This window comes from Nocardioides panzhihuensis (assembly GCF_013408335.1).
In the GTDB taxonomy this organism is placed as follows: Bacteria; Actinomycetota; Actinomycetes; order Propionibacteriales; family Nocardioidaceae; genus Nocardioides; species Nocardioides panzhihuensis.
Window position 1 is genome coordinate 4,484,884 of sequence record NZ_JACBZR010000001.1, and the last position, 14,400, is coordinate 4,499,283.

Here is a 14,400-nt window from a genome sequence, read left to right on the forward strand (position 1 = left end):
GTAGAATTGAGCGGTCGAAACGAGTAGAATCAGACCCATCACGACACGCCTCTACACGCCGGAGAGGAGGGCGGCCGCGATGAGTCTCGAACCCGAGATCAACCACTGGGGCACGAACCCCGTTGATGCGATCGATGCAGGGCTCGCTGCCCTTGAGTCCTCCCTCGACAACCTGCTCGCGAGGGACCCGGCCTACTGGCGCACCGCGGAAAAGAAGAACCGGCTGAAGCACCTGGAGATCATCCAGGCCAAACAGGCCGCACTGAAGCTCCGGATCCTCGCTACTGCCGGTGACATCGCCGAAGAAACCGGCGCCAAAGATGCCTCGGGGTGGATGCTGACCGAGCTCTTGGTCGACAAGAAGATCGGCCGCGCCGAGGTGAAGTTCGCTGCCGCGGTGAGCAGATACGACCTCGTCGCCGCCGGCCTCGCTGAGGGTGTCGTGTCCCAGGAGAAGGCCCGGGTGATCACCAAGGCCCTCGAGGCGGTCGAAGCAGACCCGACCGCCAGTCGCGAAGACCTGGCCTACGCGGAGAAACTGTTGGTCGACTACGCCACCCGGCTGACCGCCGACGACCTCAAGAACATCGGGAAACGGATCCTGGTCGAGGTCGACCCCGAACGGTTCGAGGCCGCCGAGGCCAAAGCGTTGCAGCGGGAGGAAGAACACGCCCAACGGCGCACGTTCTTCACCTCCCGCGCCAACGGCGACGGGACCGTAGACATCCACGCCCGGGTCTCCTACGCGGTCGGCATGAGGCTGCGCACCCTCCTGGACTCCCTGGCCCAGCCCCGGAAGTTGTCGGCTGAGGACCGCGGCCGCAAAGCACCGTATGACCGGCTGCTGGGCCAGGCCTTCGCTCGGATCGTTGAGACCTACGACGTCGACCAGCTCCCCCGACATGGTGGCCACGCGACCACGGTGTTCATCACCATGGACGTCGAGGACCTCCGCAACGACCTCGGCACCGCCGCGTTGGGGTTCGACGGTGACAAGATCACCGCCGCCGAGGCCCGCCGGATGGCCTGCAACGCCGACCTCATCCCCGTCGTGCTCGGCACAGGTTCCGACATCCTCGACTTCGGTCGCACCACCCGCCTCGCGCCCCCGGTCCAACACCGAGCACTCCGGTTACGAGACAAGTGTTGCCAAGCCGAAGACTGTGACGCCCCCGCGGCCTGGACCGAGGCCCATCATCTGAAACCTTGGTCCCAAGGCGGGCTTACGAATCTGGCCAACATGGTCTTGTTGTGTTCCAGCGATCATCGCCGGATCCACGACCCGAACTACGACTATGAGCGACTCCCGGATGGTCGGATCCGGTTCGCCCGCCGCGTCTGATCACGTATCCCTGGCTGCCCTGTCCCCGGCGGCTGTCCCGGCCTGTTCCGGCCCGCCGAGCTCGACCTTGTGAACGATTCACGAGGTGTCATCGTCTAGTACAGCGCCCCGCAAACCTCCCCTGGCAGAACCGGCTACCCCTGGTCCCCAATCCCGTACCCAACCCGAAATCCGCTGCGCCACACCCCGCCGCCGACCCGATAGCCAGCCAAATTTCTCGCCGGATCACGGTGTCAAGGACCGCGATAGCGGCCGGCGAAGCCGGCGGCCGAAGGCCGTCATCTCGACAAGCTCGATACATCGCCTTGACTCCGGGATACGGCGAGAACACCATCCAATACGGGTCGGCGGCCCCAACCCAACGAAGACGACCAGCCCCGAGCGCCGAACCTAGTCGCCGTCCAGCCCCTGCTCGATTGCGTAGCGCGTGAGCTCGACGCGATTGTGCATCTGGAGCTTGCGCAGGATGTTCTGTACGTGGTTCTGGACCGTGCGGTGGGACAGAACCAGGCGGTCGGCGATCTGGCGGTAGCTCAGGCCCTTGGCGACTAGCTTGAGGATCTCGGTCTCGCGGTCGGTGAGCGTGGGCTTGTCTCCGCGTACCTCGGTGGCGGCGCTGTGCTGGAACTCGCCCAGGACCAGGCCGGCCAGGCCGGGGGTGAAGACCGGGTCGCCGGCGGCGACGCGGCGTACGGCTTCCAGGAGCTCGTCGCGGGAGGCCGACTTGATCAGGTAGCCGGTGGCTCCGGCCTTGACTGCTGCGAGGACGTCGTTCTGCTCGCCGGAGGCGGAGAGGATGAGGACCTTGGTCGTCGGGTGCAGAGAGATGATCTCGGTGGTGACCTGGACACCGTCGGGCTCGGGGATGTGCAGGTCGAGCACCACGACCTCGGGCCGCGTCGCGGCGAACCTGGTGATCGCTTCCCGGCCGGTGCTGGCGGTGGCGACGACTTCGAAGCCCGCGGCAGCGAGGTCGCGCTCGACCGCGTCGCGCCACATCGGATGGTCGTCGACGACCATCAACCTGACCGCGGTCACCGGTGGTCGAGCCTGTCGAGACCCATGCGAGGAACGACCATTTCCCATTCCGTCCCAGTCCTTCCTGTGATGAGTTCGGCCGTGCCCCCGAGATCGAGGATCCGGCCCCGGATCGAGCCGGCGATGCCCAGCCTGCCGTCCTTCTCGGCCGTGGCGACGCGACCATCGGGGATACCCGGGCCCTCGTCGCGCACCGAGATCTCGACATGGTCGGGGAACGCCTGCAGGAGCACCCAGGCGCGAGCGTCCTCACCGACATGGCGGCGTACGTTGTCCAGCGCTGCGCGGGTCGCCGCGACGATCTCCTCGGCGGGGTGTGCGGGCATCTCGACGGCGGTCGCGGGTCCGGAGACGGTCACGGTGCCGGTCTCCACCTGGGCCAGCGCCGCAGCCAGGTCGACCATCCCGGCGGCCGGGCCACGGCCGGGCTGCTCGCCACGGATCAACGCTCTCAGCTCACGCTCCTGCTCCCCCGCCAGCCTGCCCAGCTCGGCACCGTCGCCACCGAGGTCGCCGCCGCGGCGCTGGACGAGAGCAAGCACCTGGAGCACGCCGTCGTGGACCGCCCGGGCGAGCCGCGCTCGCTCCTCGGCCCGTGCCGCCGCACGTTCGGCCTCGTCCCGCTCGAGCGCCATCCGCTGCACCGACTCGCACATGTAGCCGACCACCGGGCCGCCGATGACCAGCAGGAACGCGTTGCCGTAGATCGACTGGTCGATCTCCTGACGCAGTCCGAGGTCGACCGCGGCCAGCGCCACACCGGCCAGCAGACCGCCGATCCAGCGATAGTGGATCGCACACGCGAGCAGCGCGCCGCTCACCCAGAAGCCCGGCACGCTCGCCTGGAACCCCGAGCCCTTCACCAGCGGCGTCACGAGCAGGAGCCCGAGCGAGATCACCAGGTCGGCGCCGACGAGCGCCGCGGTGCGCCGGGTGGGTGCCGCGTACGCCCAGACGGCGAAGGCCGTCCAGCTCACCATGACGAGCGCGCAGACCAGCGCCGCCGACGGCGGATCGAAGTTGCCTGCACGGTAGGCGGTCAGGCCGATGGCATTGACGAGAACGACCACGCGCAGCACCGCGAGAGCCCGGAAGAGCCGGTTCTCGACCTCGATCGCCGCCGGCGACGTCCACGCACTCACAGTCGGAAGTGTCGCACTACACGATGCGGCGTACGTCTTGGATATGAGTATCCGTGCGGATGCCGGCGGTGCCGCGCGAGATCCAGAATCGGGTCATGGATCGAGGCGAGCTGATGCCACAGGCAAGCTGTTGTACCCCCTACCGGATTCGAACCGGCGCTACCGCCGTGAAAGGGCGGGGTCCTGGGCCGCTAGACGAAGGGGGCCTGCCGGGACATCCTAGAGGTCTGCGTCCTGGGCCGCCAAAGCGAGGGCGTACGTGTGTGCACGGACCCCGATTCGGAACGCCGCGGGCATTTCCGGTAATGTTTCACCTCGCTTGGGCAGGTAGCTCAGTTGGTACGAGCGATCGCCTGAAAAGTGATAGGTCGGCGGTTCGACCCCGCCCCTGCCCACAAGCAACGACCGGCTTCGACCCACAGCGATGGGTCGGAGCCGGTTGTCATTTCGGGACTCGGCTCGGACCCTCTGCGTTTCCCGCACACGCATCGGCGGAACTACGCAAGGATGGTGGGCTGTGAAGTACGCCGATCCTGGTCGCTGCCCCGACTGCCGGGAGGCTCTCGAGCCCGGCACCAGCCCCTGCCTGAACTGTGGGCTGCCCTTGGAGAACGCAGTAGCCCAAGAGCTCTACGGGACCCTGCTGCGAGCCGACGTACTCATGACCCGGTTGCGCTCGATCCGGGACGAGGCCAGCCGAGCCGCGCGGCCGACCCCGCCGCCGGCTGCCGCGCCACCTGCCGCTCCGCCCGCGGCGCCCCCGCTGATCCAGCCCGAACCGGTCGCCGAGCCTGTCGCCGCGACGGCGGCCACACCGGCAGCAGCGACAGCCGTCGCCGGACCGGCGCCCTTCCCCGGCTCCCCGGTCGCGGCCGCCCGGCGCGCTCCGATCACCGTGCCGCTGATCCTGGTCGGCGTCGGCGTTCTCTTCCTGCTGGTCGCGGGGGTCATCTTCCTCGCGGTCGCCTGGGCCGCGATGGGTGTCGGTGGCCGCACGACGATGCTGCTCGTCTTCACCGCCCTCTTCACGATCGGTGGCGCGGTGCTGATGCATCTCGAGCTGCGTGCCGGCACCGAAGGCGTCTGGACTCTCGCGCTGGGACTGCTCGCCCTGGACATAGCCGGGATGAAGTACGCCGGTTGGCTCAGTGGAGCCGACTGGGACCGTGGCTTCCTGGTGATCGTCGGCGTCGCCGTCTTCATAGCCGGCACCGCGATGTCCCTGATCGGCGAGCGCAGCGAGAAGCTCACCGCAGTGATCGGGCCACAGGTGGCGGCCGCCGCCGGCGTACTCACCGCGCTGATCGGTCTCGAGCTCATCTCCGACCTCATCTGGTTCCCGCTGATCGCCGCGGTGATCGCTCTCGTCGTGGTGATCGCGGCGAGCAAGGCCGAGCTGCAGGCACTGACCCTCGGCTCGATGGTCGTGCTCGCGGGCTTCTGGCTGATGCTGCTCGTCCGCGGCCTGGCCGACCCCGCGCTGACCGGCTCCGAGCTCCTGACCGGCGGCACCCTGCCCCTGCTGCTCGGCGCGGCCGCGGTGCTGGCAATCGTGGCGCTGCTGTTCCCGCTGCCCAAGGACGCCAAGGTCGCCATGGTCGGGGTCTCGCTGCTGATCGCGGCCTACACCTTCACCCAGCCGGCTCTCGATGACGGTCCGGTCACCTTGACCGTCGTGGCCGTGGTGGTCACCTTGGTCGCCGCCGGCGCGCTGTTGGCACTCCCCCGACCCTGGCGGTGGGCCGCTACCGCGTTGACGCCGTACGCCGTCGCCCTTGGCATCACGGTCCTCGTCCTGACCGTCTCGGCCGCCATCCGGCTCGCGGCCGTGCCGTGGACCGAGTCGGCGTTCTCCGCGGTCACCGGCCCGGATCCGTTGCTGCCGGGCTGGCTGACACTGCCGGCGCTGCTCGCGATCCTCGCCCTCGGCACCGCCTGGTTCTACCAGTCCAACCGGCCGGCTTTCCGCACCTACCGACCCACGGTCCGCTGGATCATCTTCTCCGGCGGTCTCTCCGGGTTCGCCGTCACGGCCGCCTGCTACGCCGCCCCGCTGCTGGTCCCGGCGCTGCTGCTGCTCGGCGTCGCCGTCGCGCTGGCCTGGTGGGCGCAGCGGCGCCCGCGGCTCATCGCCGCCGGCATCTTCGGCCTGGTCGCCCTCGCCGCAGCGCTGCCCAGCGACCTGCTCACCGTGGTCGTCGCGCTCGCGCTCGCGGGGGTGGCTGCGTACGCCGTTCGGGGTCTGGCCGGAGCCGACCGCGAGGTCACCGCCAGCTACTCGGTGGTGACGCTCAGCCTCGGCCTGTGGTCGCTCGCGCCGCTGGTCGACGTGGAGCGGCAGTGGGCCGCGTGTGCGATCGTCACCGTCCTCGGGCTGATCACGCTCTTCCGTTTCCGAGCCTCCGGCTGGTGGGCAGCCGCGGCCAGCGCCGCGATCTCGATCGGGATCGGCTCGGTCGACGTCACCTGGGCGGCGGTCCTGCTGACCATCGCCACCATCCTCGCTGCGGCCATCGGCCTGCACCATCGCCAGCCTCCCGCGCTGGCGGTGGCGGGCACCGTCGGGATCGGCGCGGCCACGGCCGCGGTCCTCTCGAGCGACGTGCTCGCCCTGGCCGTGACCATCATCCTCACCGCGCTCGCCGTCACCGTCGACCGCGTCCAGTCCGGCCAGACCAAGGAGGTCGCAACCGCCTACTGGATCCTCGCCCTGACCGCCGCCGTCTGGCAGGCGGCCCGGATGGCCGACGTCGACCGTCCCTACACCGCGGTGGTGGTCGTCGTCACGATGGGCGCCATCGTGCTGGTGCGCCGCAGTCCCTCCACCGAGGCGGCGGCCGCCACCGGCGCGGCCGTGTCGATCGTCCTGGGCGCCTTCGCCGAAGGCGGGTCGCTGGACACCGACTGGCTGGCGATCCTGCTGCTCATCGCCGGCGTCATGTGCATCGCGACGATCCTGCGCCACGAGCCGGAGCAGTCCGGAGCGCGGCTCGTGATCGCCGGCCTGCTCGGCCTGGGATCTCTGGGCGCCGCGTTCGGCAACGACCTGCTGGCGCTGGTGGTGGCTGGGGTGCTCACCGCCGCCGCGATCGCCGTCGACCGGCTCACCCGGGAGCAGCAGACCAAGGCCGTCACTGCTCCCTACTGGATCATCACGCTGACGGCGTTCTGCTGGATGTTCGCCAACGTCAGCGACATCGCGGCGCCGCACGCCGCGGCCGGGATCATCGTCGTCCTGACCGTCGTCACCGTCTTCCGGCTGCTGCCCTCCGCCGAGATCACCGCCGCGGTGGCTGCCGCGGTCACGATCTTCTTCGGCACGGTCAGCCTCGGTCCCACGATCGTCCTGACTCCGGACGGCCCGACCGCGGTCGGATCGAGCGGGGTCGACCTTCCCTGGCTGAGCATCCTGCTGACGCTGGCCGGCGCCGCCGTCTCCACGCACGCGATCGCTCACCACGAGCGTCGCCGGCTGGGTTGGGCCGGCGCCACGCTGATGACCATCGCCCTGTGGATCCGGTTGGGCGACACCTCGGTCACGACCTGGGAGCACTACACCCTGCCGCCGGCGATCGCGCTGGTCGCCTACGGCGTGATCAAGCTCCGCCTCGACAGGGAGGTTGCCTCGCTGCCGATGCTCGGCCCCGGCGTCTTCCTCGCCCTCGTCCCGTCCATCCCCGCAGCGCTCCAGGACCCGATCTCGATGCGGAGCGTCGTGCTCGGCATCGCCTGTCTCGCCTTCATCATCGGCGGCGCCTGGCTGCGCTGGGCCGCGCCGCTGGTCGGTGGCGCCCTAGTCGCCTCGGTCCTGGCTCTCGCGCAGATGCCGTCGGCGGCGATGCTGCAGCAGTGGTGGGCGCTCGGCGCGGCCGGCCTCCTGCTGCTCTTCCTTGGCATCACCTGGGAGGCGCGCCTCCATGACCTGCGACGGGCCACCGCCTACGTCCGGGGGCTGCGTTAGCTCCGGAGCGGAACGCACGGAAGACTGGAGCCGATGTTCCCAGAGTTCGAAGTCGTACGTCGCCAGCGCCCCGTCACGATCGCGGTCGAGTCCACCAGCTCGTCCCGGCCCGCGGCCAACGCCGCGATCGAGGTCGCTTGTGACGGCCCGGTCTCGCTGAGCTTCACCTCGGGCGGGGACGTGCTCACCGGGAGGTACGACGGGCGGCGGGTGTGGCTGGCGGTGACCACGGGGTCGCGGCGTACGACTCACGCGAGCCGGCGCCACGCCAGGGTCCGCCGCGGCGTCAGCCGATTCGCGCTGACGTTGACCGGGACCATGCTGACCGCGCTGACCCAGGAGACGGACAGCGCATGGGTCGCGCGAGCACGGGTCGACCTCTCCGAGCTCGGGATCGAGCCGCGTGACGAGGCCTGGCTCGCCGACCTGACCGCGGACCACGAGGGCGCGGCGCGGGACGTGCGCGTCGGCGCCTTCGGACAGCTCGGCCTGCGCGACATCCGGGCGGTGACGTACGCCGACGGCTCACCGTTCCGTGACGACGACGGCACCGTGCTGCTCACCGCCACCAGCGCCGGACCGGGCTTCTTCCCCACCGCGCACACCTCGGTGTGGGCGCTGGACCCGACGACGTACGAGCTCGTCCATCGGGGCGCGCTCTACTTCCGCCGGGACGGGTTGGTCTACGGCGACCACGCCACCCACCTCATGCGCGACGGCGACGAGTGGGTCGTCACGACGAGCACGTGGGCCGGTTTCAAGGCGCCCGACGAGAAAGACCCAGGCAAGCCGTGGAGTCCGGTCGGAGTCACGATCGCCCGCTCACGGGAGGACGTGACTCGAGGCGAGCACGTCCTCGACGCGACCCCGCTCGCTCTGCCGACGGACGGCCTGACGTCGGTCGGCGTCTGGGACCCGCACCTGGTGCGCCGCGACGGCGAATGGCTGGTCGGCTACGTCAGCGCCGAGAAGTACTTCGCCTTCCATCCGGTCCTCGCGAGCGGGCCGAGCCTGGACGCGCTCAGCCTGCGGGCAGCGCGAACCGACCGGACAGCCACCGAGGGCACCACGCTTGTCCCGCTGGGCGGCACAGTCGTGGTCGGCGCCAGCGACGGACGCGACAACCCGCGTCGCGTCCGTGCTCGCTACCCGATCTTCGACCTGGACCTCAACGAGGTCGCAGAGCTCCGTTCGGCGTACGTCTCGAACCTGCCGTGGCCCACTCTGATCCCGGTCGGGGACGAGTGGTTGCACGTCGCCTTCGACGGCACGCCTTACGGCGGGCTGCTACCCGGCTACGGCACTCACGGGGAGGTCCTGATCAGCCGATCGGTCTGAGGGGATGCCGACCGCAGCGTTGCCGCTGTGACCGACCGCCCCTTAAGCGCGTCTCTGAGAGACACGGCCTAAGGGCGCGAGGGCCCCGCGTCGTAGTCCGACCAGTCGTCGTAGTCGTCCGGTATCGGATCGGCCTTCTGACTGGTGTCTTCATCACCATGAAGTTCGCGCGCAAGGGCCCCGAAGTCCGTCTCATAGGTCCGGTACTTCAGGTCGCGTGCGACCTTCGTCTGCTTGGCTTTCGCTCGGCCGCGCCCCATAGGGTCCAGCCCCCTCGTCGCACTTGGCCGGGATAGTCCCGGGCTGTTCACAGGTTTCTCGTAAGAGCAACGCTACCGGTTAATGCCAAGAATCCGCACGCCGGGGTGTCGAAAATGCGTTCGCTAGGAGCGAATGTTACTGAGGTCACATGATTCCCCGCCTGATGACCGGCCTGACGACTCGTCATTCCCCGTTCACCTCGCCGACAGACTGAGGGGCCGGCCGGTTGTCTCACCGCGCATAGCCTCCCTTCCGATTCTTGGGATACTGACAACGCGTCTTGAACGGAAATGCAGTGACCGAACTGAGCGACATCCAGACCGACACCGCCTGCCCCTCGTGCAGCGACTCGAGCGCCCCTGCCACGGACGGCCGCCGCACCATGCTGTCCTTGCTCCCCATGGCGGGCCACACGCGCGGCAAGCGCAGCGCCGTGACCTGCGCTCTCAAGTGCGACAGCGCGTGCGCCAAACCCGCCCCCAACACCTCCGACAACGGCTACTTCCGCGACATCGCCGGCAAGGCCCTCAGCCGCCGCCATGCGCTGGGTCTCGCCGGCGCCGGTGCCGTCGCCCTCGCGGTCGGCAGCAGCGGCCTGGCAGCCGCCGCCAGCCCCCTCGAGGCCGGCCTGGCCGCGGGCCACGGCCACGGCCACGGCGGGCGTACGAAGCTGCCGTTCAAGCCGATCAGCGCGGTCGCGGCGACCGAGGACAGCTTCGTGGTGCCGCAGGGCTACACCTGGGAGCCGATCATCCGTTGGGGCGACCCGATCCTTCCCGGCGGCGTCCCCTTCGACGTCAACAACCAGTCTGCCGAGATGCAGGCGCTCGCCTGGGGCTACAACAACGACTACACCGACGTCATCGTGACCAACAAGGCCGGCACCAAGGCCCTGCTCTGCTGCAACAACGAGTACGTCAACCCCGACATCATGTTCCCGCCCGACCTCGACGCCACCGAGCAGCTCAGGATCTCCATGGCCGCTCACGGCTTCGGGATCGTGGAGCTCGAGCGCTCCGCACCGGGTGAGAAGTGGAGCTACGTCCCGTCGGCTCCGAAGAACCGTCGCATCACGGCTTCGACCCCGTTCGAGATCACCGGCCCCGCTGCCGGCAGCGACCTGGTCAAGACCGCCGCCGACCCGACCGGCACCGTGGCGCTGGGCACGATCGGCAACTGCGCCGGCGGCACCACTCCCTGGGGCACGATCCTGTCGGGCGAGGAGAACTTCAACGGCTACTTCCGGGCCAACGGCACCTCGGCGGAGGAGAAGCGCTACGGCCTGACCGACGCCGCCTCGACGTACGGCTGGGAGGCCATCGAGCCGCGCTTCGACGCGCGCTCGGCCGACTACGCCAACGAGCCGAACCGGTTCGGCTACATCGTCGAGATCGACCCGACCGACCCGACCTCGACCCCGCGCAAGCACACCATGCTCGGCCGCCTCAAGCACGAGGGCGCGAACGTCGTCATCGCCAAGAACCGCAAGGTCGTGGCCTACACCGGTGACGACGAGCGGTTCGACTACCTCTACAAGTTCGTCTCCAAGGGGAAGTACAACCCCAACAACCGGAAGAAGAACCTCGACCTGCTGACCGAGGGCAACCTCTACGTCGCCCGCTTCCACGGCGACTCCCCGGCCACCGAGATCGACGGCACCGGAACCCTGCCCAGCGACGGCAGGTTCGACGGCTACGGCCAGTGGGTCCCGCTCGTGGTCGACGGCCGCAGCAAGGTCGCCGGGATGAGCGTCGAGGAGGTGCTCGTCTTCACGCGTCTGGCCGCAGACAAGGCCGGCGCCACCAAGATGGACCGCTGCGAGGATGTCGAGCCTTCGCCGAAGACCGGCAAGGTCTACGTCGCCTGCACCAACAACTCCCAGCGCGGCACCACGGGCAAGGCCGGGGTGGACGAGGCCAACCCCCGCAGCACCAACCGCGACGGCCACGTCATCGAGATCACCGAGGACGACGGCGACCACACCTCGCGCATCTTCCGGTGGAACATCGTCATCGTCGCCGGCGACCCGTCGGTGAACGAGTCGACCTACTTCGCGGGCTACCCGCAGGACAAGGTCTCGCCGATCTCCTGCCCGGACAACCTGGCCTTCGACTCCGAGGGCAACCTGTGGATCTCCACCGACGGCCAGCCCAGCTCGATCCAGAAGGCCGACGGGCTGTTCAAGGTTCCGCTGGAGGGTCGCGAGCGCGGCCACGTCCAGCAGTTCCTCGCCGTACCCCGTGATGCCGAGACCTGCGGTCCGGTCATCCACGACCGCGACGGCTCGGTCTTCGTCGCCGTCCAGCACCCGGGCGAGGACGGGACCTGGGAGTCCCAGAACTCCCTCTTCCCCGACTACGTCGACGGCACCCCCGGCAAGGGCGAGTTCGCCGGTCCGCGGCCTTCGGTCGTGCAGGTGCTCAAGAAATAGCAATACCCGCTGGTCGAGCCGCCGGAGCCGCTAGGCGAAGGCGTGTCGAGACCAACACGGTCGCATACGAACTGTGTTGGTCTCGACACCGGCTCGCTGGCGCTCGCCGGGCTCGACCAGCGGGGCGGTTCACCAGCCCGCGTACGCCCCGCTGAGCTCGACCTTGCCACCCGGGGTTGCGGTGACCTCGCCGGCAGCCCAGGCGCGGATGTCGTAGCCGGCGAGGATGCGTACAGCCTCGTCGACGTCCTCGGGGTCGATCAGGGCGACCATCCCGACGCCGCAGTTGAGGGTCATCTCCAGGTCCTGCAGGGCGACGGAGCCGGTGCGGCGGACGAGGTCGAAGACCGGTGCGGGCGTCCAGGTGGTGCGGTCGATGCGCGCGGAGAGCTCCGGCGGCATGACCCGCTCCAGGTTCGCGGCGAGGCCGCCGCCGGTGACGTGGGACATGGCGTGGGTCTTCGTCCCACGAGCCAGGTCGAGGCAGGCCTTGGCGTAGACGCGGGTCGGGGTGAGCAGCGCTTCGCCGAGCGTGCTGCCGAGCTCGTCGACGTGCTGGTCGAGCGTGTAGGCGCCGGAGTTGAGCAGCACGTGGCGGACCAGGGAGTAGCCGTTGGAGTGCAGGCCGGAGGCCTCCATGGCCAGGACGACGTCGCCCGCCTTCACCAGGTTCGCACCGAGGAGGTTGTCGGCCTCGACGACGCCGGTGGCCGCGCCGGCCACGTCGTACTCGTCGGCGGCCAGCAGGCCCGGGTGCTCAGCGGTCTCGCCGCCGACCAGCGCGCAGCCGGCCTCGACACAAGCCTCCGCGATGCCCTTGACGATCGCCGCGACCCGCTCCGGGACGACCTTGCCGGTGGCGATGTAGTCGGTCATGAACAGCGGCTCGGCGCCGCAGACGACCAGGTCGTCGACGACCATGCCGACCAGGTCGAAGCCGATCGTGTCGTGCTTGTCGAGCGCCTGCGCGATAGCGACCTTGGTGCCGACACCGTCGGTGGAGGTGGCCAGCAGCGGCCGCTCGTACGCCTTCAGGGCGCTCGCGTCGAAGAGCCCGGCGAAGCCACCGACCCCGCCGAGGACCTCGGGACGCCGGGACTTCTCGATCCAGACCTTCATCAGGTCCACGGCGCGGTCGCCGGCGTAGATGTCGACGCCGGCTGCGGCGTAGGCGTTGGTCGGGGTCTGGCTCACTGGTGGATCTCCGATCACGGGTTGTTCAGGACCGGCAGGGCCTTGCCCGCGGTCGGGGACTGCAGCGAGACCTCGAGGAGGTGCTTGCCGAGCATGCTCTCGTCGGGCAGCTCCACGGGGTATTCGCCGGTGAAGCAGGCGGTGCACAGCGTGGAGGCGTCCTGGTCGGTTGCCGAGACCATCCCGTCGAGCGAGATGTAACCCAGCGAGTCGGCGCCGACCGAGGAGGCGATCTCGTCGACGTCGAGCCCGTTGGCGATCAGCTCGGCGCGGGTCGCGAAGTCGATGCCGTAGAAGCACGGCCACTTCACCGGCGGGCTCGAGATCCGGACGTGGACCTCCAGCGCACCTGCCTCGCGCAGCATCCGCACCTGGGCGCGCTGGGTGTTGCCGCGCACGATCGAGTCGTCGACGACGACGACCTTCTTGCCGCGCACCATGTGCTCGAGCACGTTGAGCTTGAGCCGGATGCCGAGCTGGCGCAGCGTCTGGGAGGGCTGGATGAAGGTGCGGCCGACGTAGGAGTTCTTCACGAACGCCTGACCGAAGGGCAGGCCGCTCTCCAGCGCGTAGCCGGTGGCGGCGGGGATGCCGGACTCGGGCACCGGGATGACCAGGTCGGCGTCGACCGGGAACTCACGGGCCAGCTCGCGGCCCATCTCCACACGCGACTCGTGGACGTTGCGCCCGGCGATGGTGGCGTCGGGGCGGGCCAGGTAGACGTATTCGAAGACACAGCCCTTGCGGTCGACCTCGGCGAACCGCACCGAGCGGAGACCGGACTCGTCGATGATGAGCATCTCGCCCGGCTCGACCTCCCGGACCACGCTCGCGCCGACGGTGGCCAGCGCCGAGTCCTCCGACGCGATCACCCAGCCGCGGTCGAGGCGACCGAGGACCAGCGGGCGGATCCCCTGCGGGTCACGCGCCGCGAACAGGGTGTCCTCGTTCATCCACACCAGCGAGAAGGCGCCGCGGATCGTCGGCAGCACCTCCAGCGCGCGCGCCTCCAGCGAGGAGTCGGGGTGGTAGGCGAGCAGCTCGGTGAGCAGCGAGGTGTCGTTGGTCGACACCGGCGCGTGCCGGCCCTCGGAGTGCTCGGGCAGCGCCTCGACGGACGAACGAATCTCGGCGACGTTGATCAGGTTGCCGTTGTGACCCAGGGCGACCGAGCCGTCCGGGGTCGGCTTGAAGATCGGCTGCGCGTTCTCCCACACCGAGGCTCCGGTGGTGGAGTAGCGGGCGTGGCCGATGGCGATGTGTCCCTTGAGGGACTCGAGGGTCGGCTCGTCGAAGACCTGGCTGACCAGACCCATGTCCTTGTAGACCAGGATCTGACGACCGTTGCTGACCGCGATACCCGCCGACTCCTGGCCACGGTGCTGCAGGGCGTACAGGCCGAAGTACGTCAGCTTGGCGACGTCCTCCCCTGGCGCCCACACACCGAAGACTCCGCAGTGGTCCTGAGGACCCTGGTCGTGGGGGTCGAGGGCGGCGGTGAGCCGGCCGTCGCCACCCTTGCGTCGGGACACGTGCCTACCTGAGCTGGTGAGGTTGACCACGCCATCGAGTGTAAGGCCGTACTCCGAGGATCAGCGAACCCTTGACAGTCCTGTAAGGGTGGTCACATGAACGCCTCGGATTCATGAATGCAAAGAACCATCCACGTCTGCCCTACCGCCCGGGACCGACT

9 protein-coding genes and 2 tRNA genes are annotated in these 14,400 nt (G+C 69.3%); 5 read left to right on the forward strand and 6 right to left on the reverse strand.

What is annotated here, in order from left to right; translation table 11 throughout:
• The first annotated feature begins 79 nt into the window (after nucleotides 1–79).
• The gene (locus BJ988_RS21315; RefSeq protein ID WP_179659905.1) at nucleotides 80–1,342 is read left to right on the forward strand and encodes an HNH endonuclease signature motif containing protein; all 1,263 of its coding nucleotides are present in this window, start codon (nucleotides 80–82) and stop codon (nucleotides 1,340–1,342) included.
• Between the two features lie 390 nt (nucleotides 1,343–1,732).
• On the opposite strand, the gene BJ988_RS21320 is transcribed toward BJ988_RS21315, so the two are convergent.
• The 3 genes from BJ988_RS21320 to BJ988_RS21330 form a co-directional block, all read right to left on the reverse strand.
• Nucleotides 1,733–2,362: a response regulator gene (locus tag BJ988_RS21320; RefSeq protein ID WP_179661622.1), complete on the reverse strand. Its 630-nt coding sequence runs from the start codon at nucleotides 2,360–2,362 to the stop codon at nucleotides 1,733–1,735.
• Between the two features lie 14 nt (nucleotides 2,363–2,376).
• Nucleotides 2,377–3,522 (reverse strand): MacS family sensor histidine kinase, encoded by a 1,146-nt coding sequence (macS, locus tag BJ988_RS21325; RefSeq protein ID WP_343051720.1) that lies wholly within the window; start codon nucleotides 3,520–3,522, stop codon nucleotides 2,377–2,379.
• A 133-nt stretch (nucleotides 3,523–3,655) separates the two neighbouring features.
• A tRNA-Glu gene (locus BJ988_RS21330) sits at nucleotides 3,656–3,728 on the reverse strand.
• A gap of 115 nt (nucleotides 3,729–3,843) precedes the next feature.
• Between BJ988_RS21330 and BJ988_RS21335 the strand changes: the two genes are divergently transcribed.
• The 3 genes from BJ988_RS21335 (at nucleotide 3,844) to BJ988_RS21345 (ending at nucleotide 8,821) form a co-directional block, all read left to right on the forward strand.
• A tRNA-Phe gene (locus BJ988_RS21335) sits at nucleotides 3,844–3,917 on the forward strand.
• A gap of 122 nt (nucleotides 3,918–4,039) precedes the next feature.
• Nucleotides 4,040–7,483, forward strand: a complete 3,444-nt coding sequence (locus tag BJ988_RS21340) for an SCO7613 C-terminal domain-containing membrane protein (RefSeq protein ID WP_179659906.1) — start codon at nucleotides 4,040–4,042, stop codon at nucleotides 7,481–7,483.
• A gap of 33 nt (nucleotides 7,484–7,516) precedes the next feature.
• Nucleotides 7,517–8,821: a hypothetical protein gene (locus tag BJ988_RS21345; RefSeq protein WP_179659907.1), complete on the forward strand. Its 1,305-nt coding sequence runs from the start codon at nucleotides 7,517–7,519 to the stop codon at nucleotides 8,819–8,821.
• 68 nt (nucleotides 8,822–8,889) lie between these two features.
• Here the strand turns inward: BJ988_RS21345 and BJ988_RS21350 are convergent, their stop codons facing one another.
• Nucleotides 8,890–9,081 carry a DUF3073 domain-containing protein gene (locus BJ988_RS21350; RefSeq protein ID WP_179659908.1) on the reverse strand — a complete coding sequence of 64 codons (192 nt, stop codon included), beginning with the start codon at nucleotides 9,079–9,081 and terminating at the stop codon, nucleotides 8,890–8,892.
• A 296-nt stretch (nucleotides 9,082–9,377) separates the two neighbouring features.
• On the opposite strand from BJ988_RS21350, the gene BJ988_RS21355 reads away from it, so the two are divergent.
• On the forward strand, nucleotides 9,378–11,513 hold the full coding sequence (locus tag BJ988_RS21355; protein ID WP_343051721.1) for a PhoX family protein: 2,136 nt from the start codon (nucleotides 9,378–9,380) through the stop codon (nucleotides 11,511–11,513).
• A gap of 129 nt (nucleotides 11,514–11,642) precedes the next feature.
• Here the strand turns inward: BJ988_RS21355 and purM are convergent, their stop codons facing one another.
• Together purM and purF are read right to left on the reverse strand one after the other, a co-directional pair.
• Nucleotides 11,643–12,707 (reverse strand): phosphoribosylformylglycinamidine cyclo-ligase, encoded by a 1,065-nt coding sequence (purM, locus tag BJ988_RS21360; RefSeq protein WP_179659909.1) that lies wholly within the window; start codon nucleotides 12,705–12,707, stop codon nucleotides 11,643–11,645.
• Nucleotides 12,708–12,721: 14 nt separating this feature from the next.
• On the reverse strand, nucleotides 12,722–14,239 hold the full coding sequence (gene purF / locus BJ988_RS21365) for an amidophosphoribosyltransferase (RefSeq protein WP_179659910.1): 1,518 nt from the start codon (nucleotides 14,237–14,239) through the stop codon (nucleotides 12,722–12,724).
• Nucleotides 14,240–14,400: the final 161 nt, after the last annotated feature.

Coding starts and splice junctions, on each gene's coding strand:
- BJ988_RS21315 (WP_179659905.1), top strand. CDS start 80: ATGAGTCTCGAACCCGAGATCAACCACTGGGGCACGAACCCCGTTGAT.
- BJ988_RS21320 (WP_179661622.1), bottom strand. CDS start 2,362: ATGGTCGTCGACGACCATCCGATGTGGCGCGACGCGGTCGAGCGCGAC.
- BJ988_RS21345 (WP_179659907.1), top strand. CDS start 7,517: ATGTTCCCAGAGTTCGAAGTCGTACGTCGCCAGCGCCCCGTCACGATC.
- BJ988_RS21350 (WP_179659908.1), bottom strand. CDS start 9,081: ATGGGGCGCGGCCGAGCGAAAGCCAAGCAGACGAAGGTCGCACGCGAC.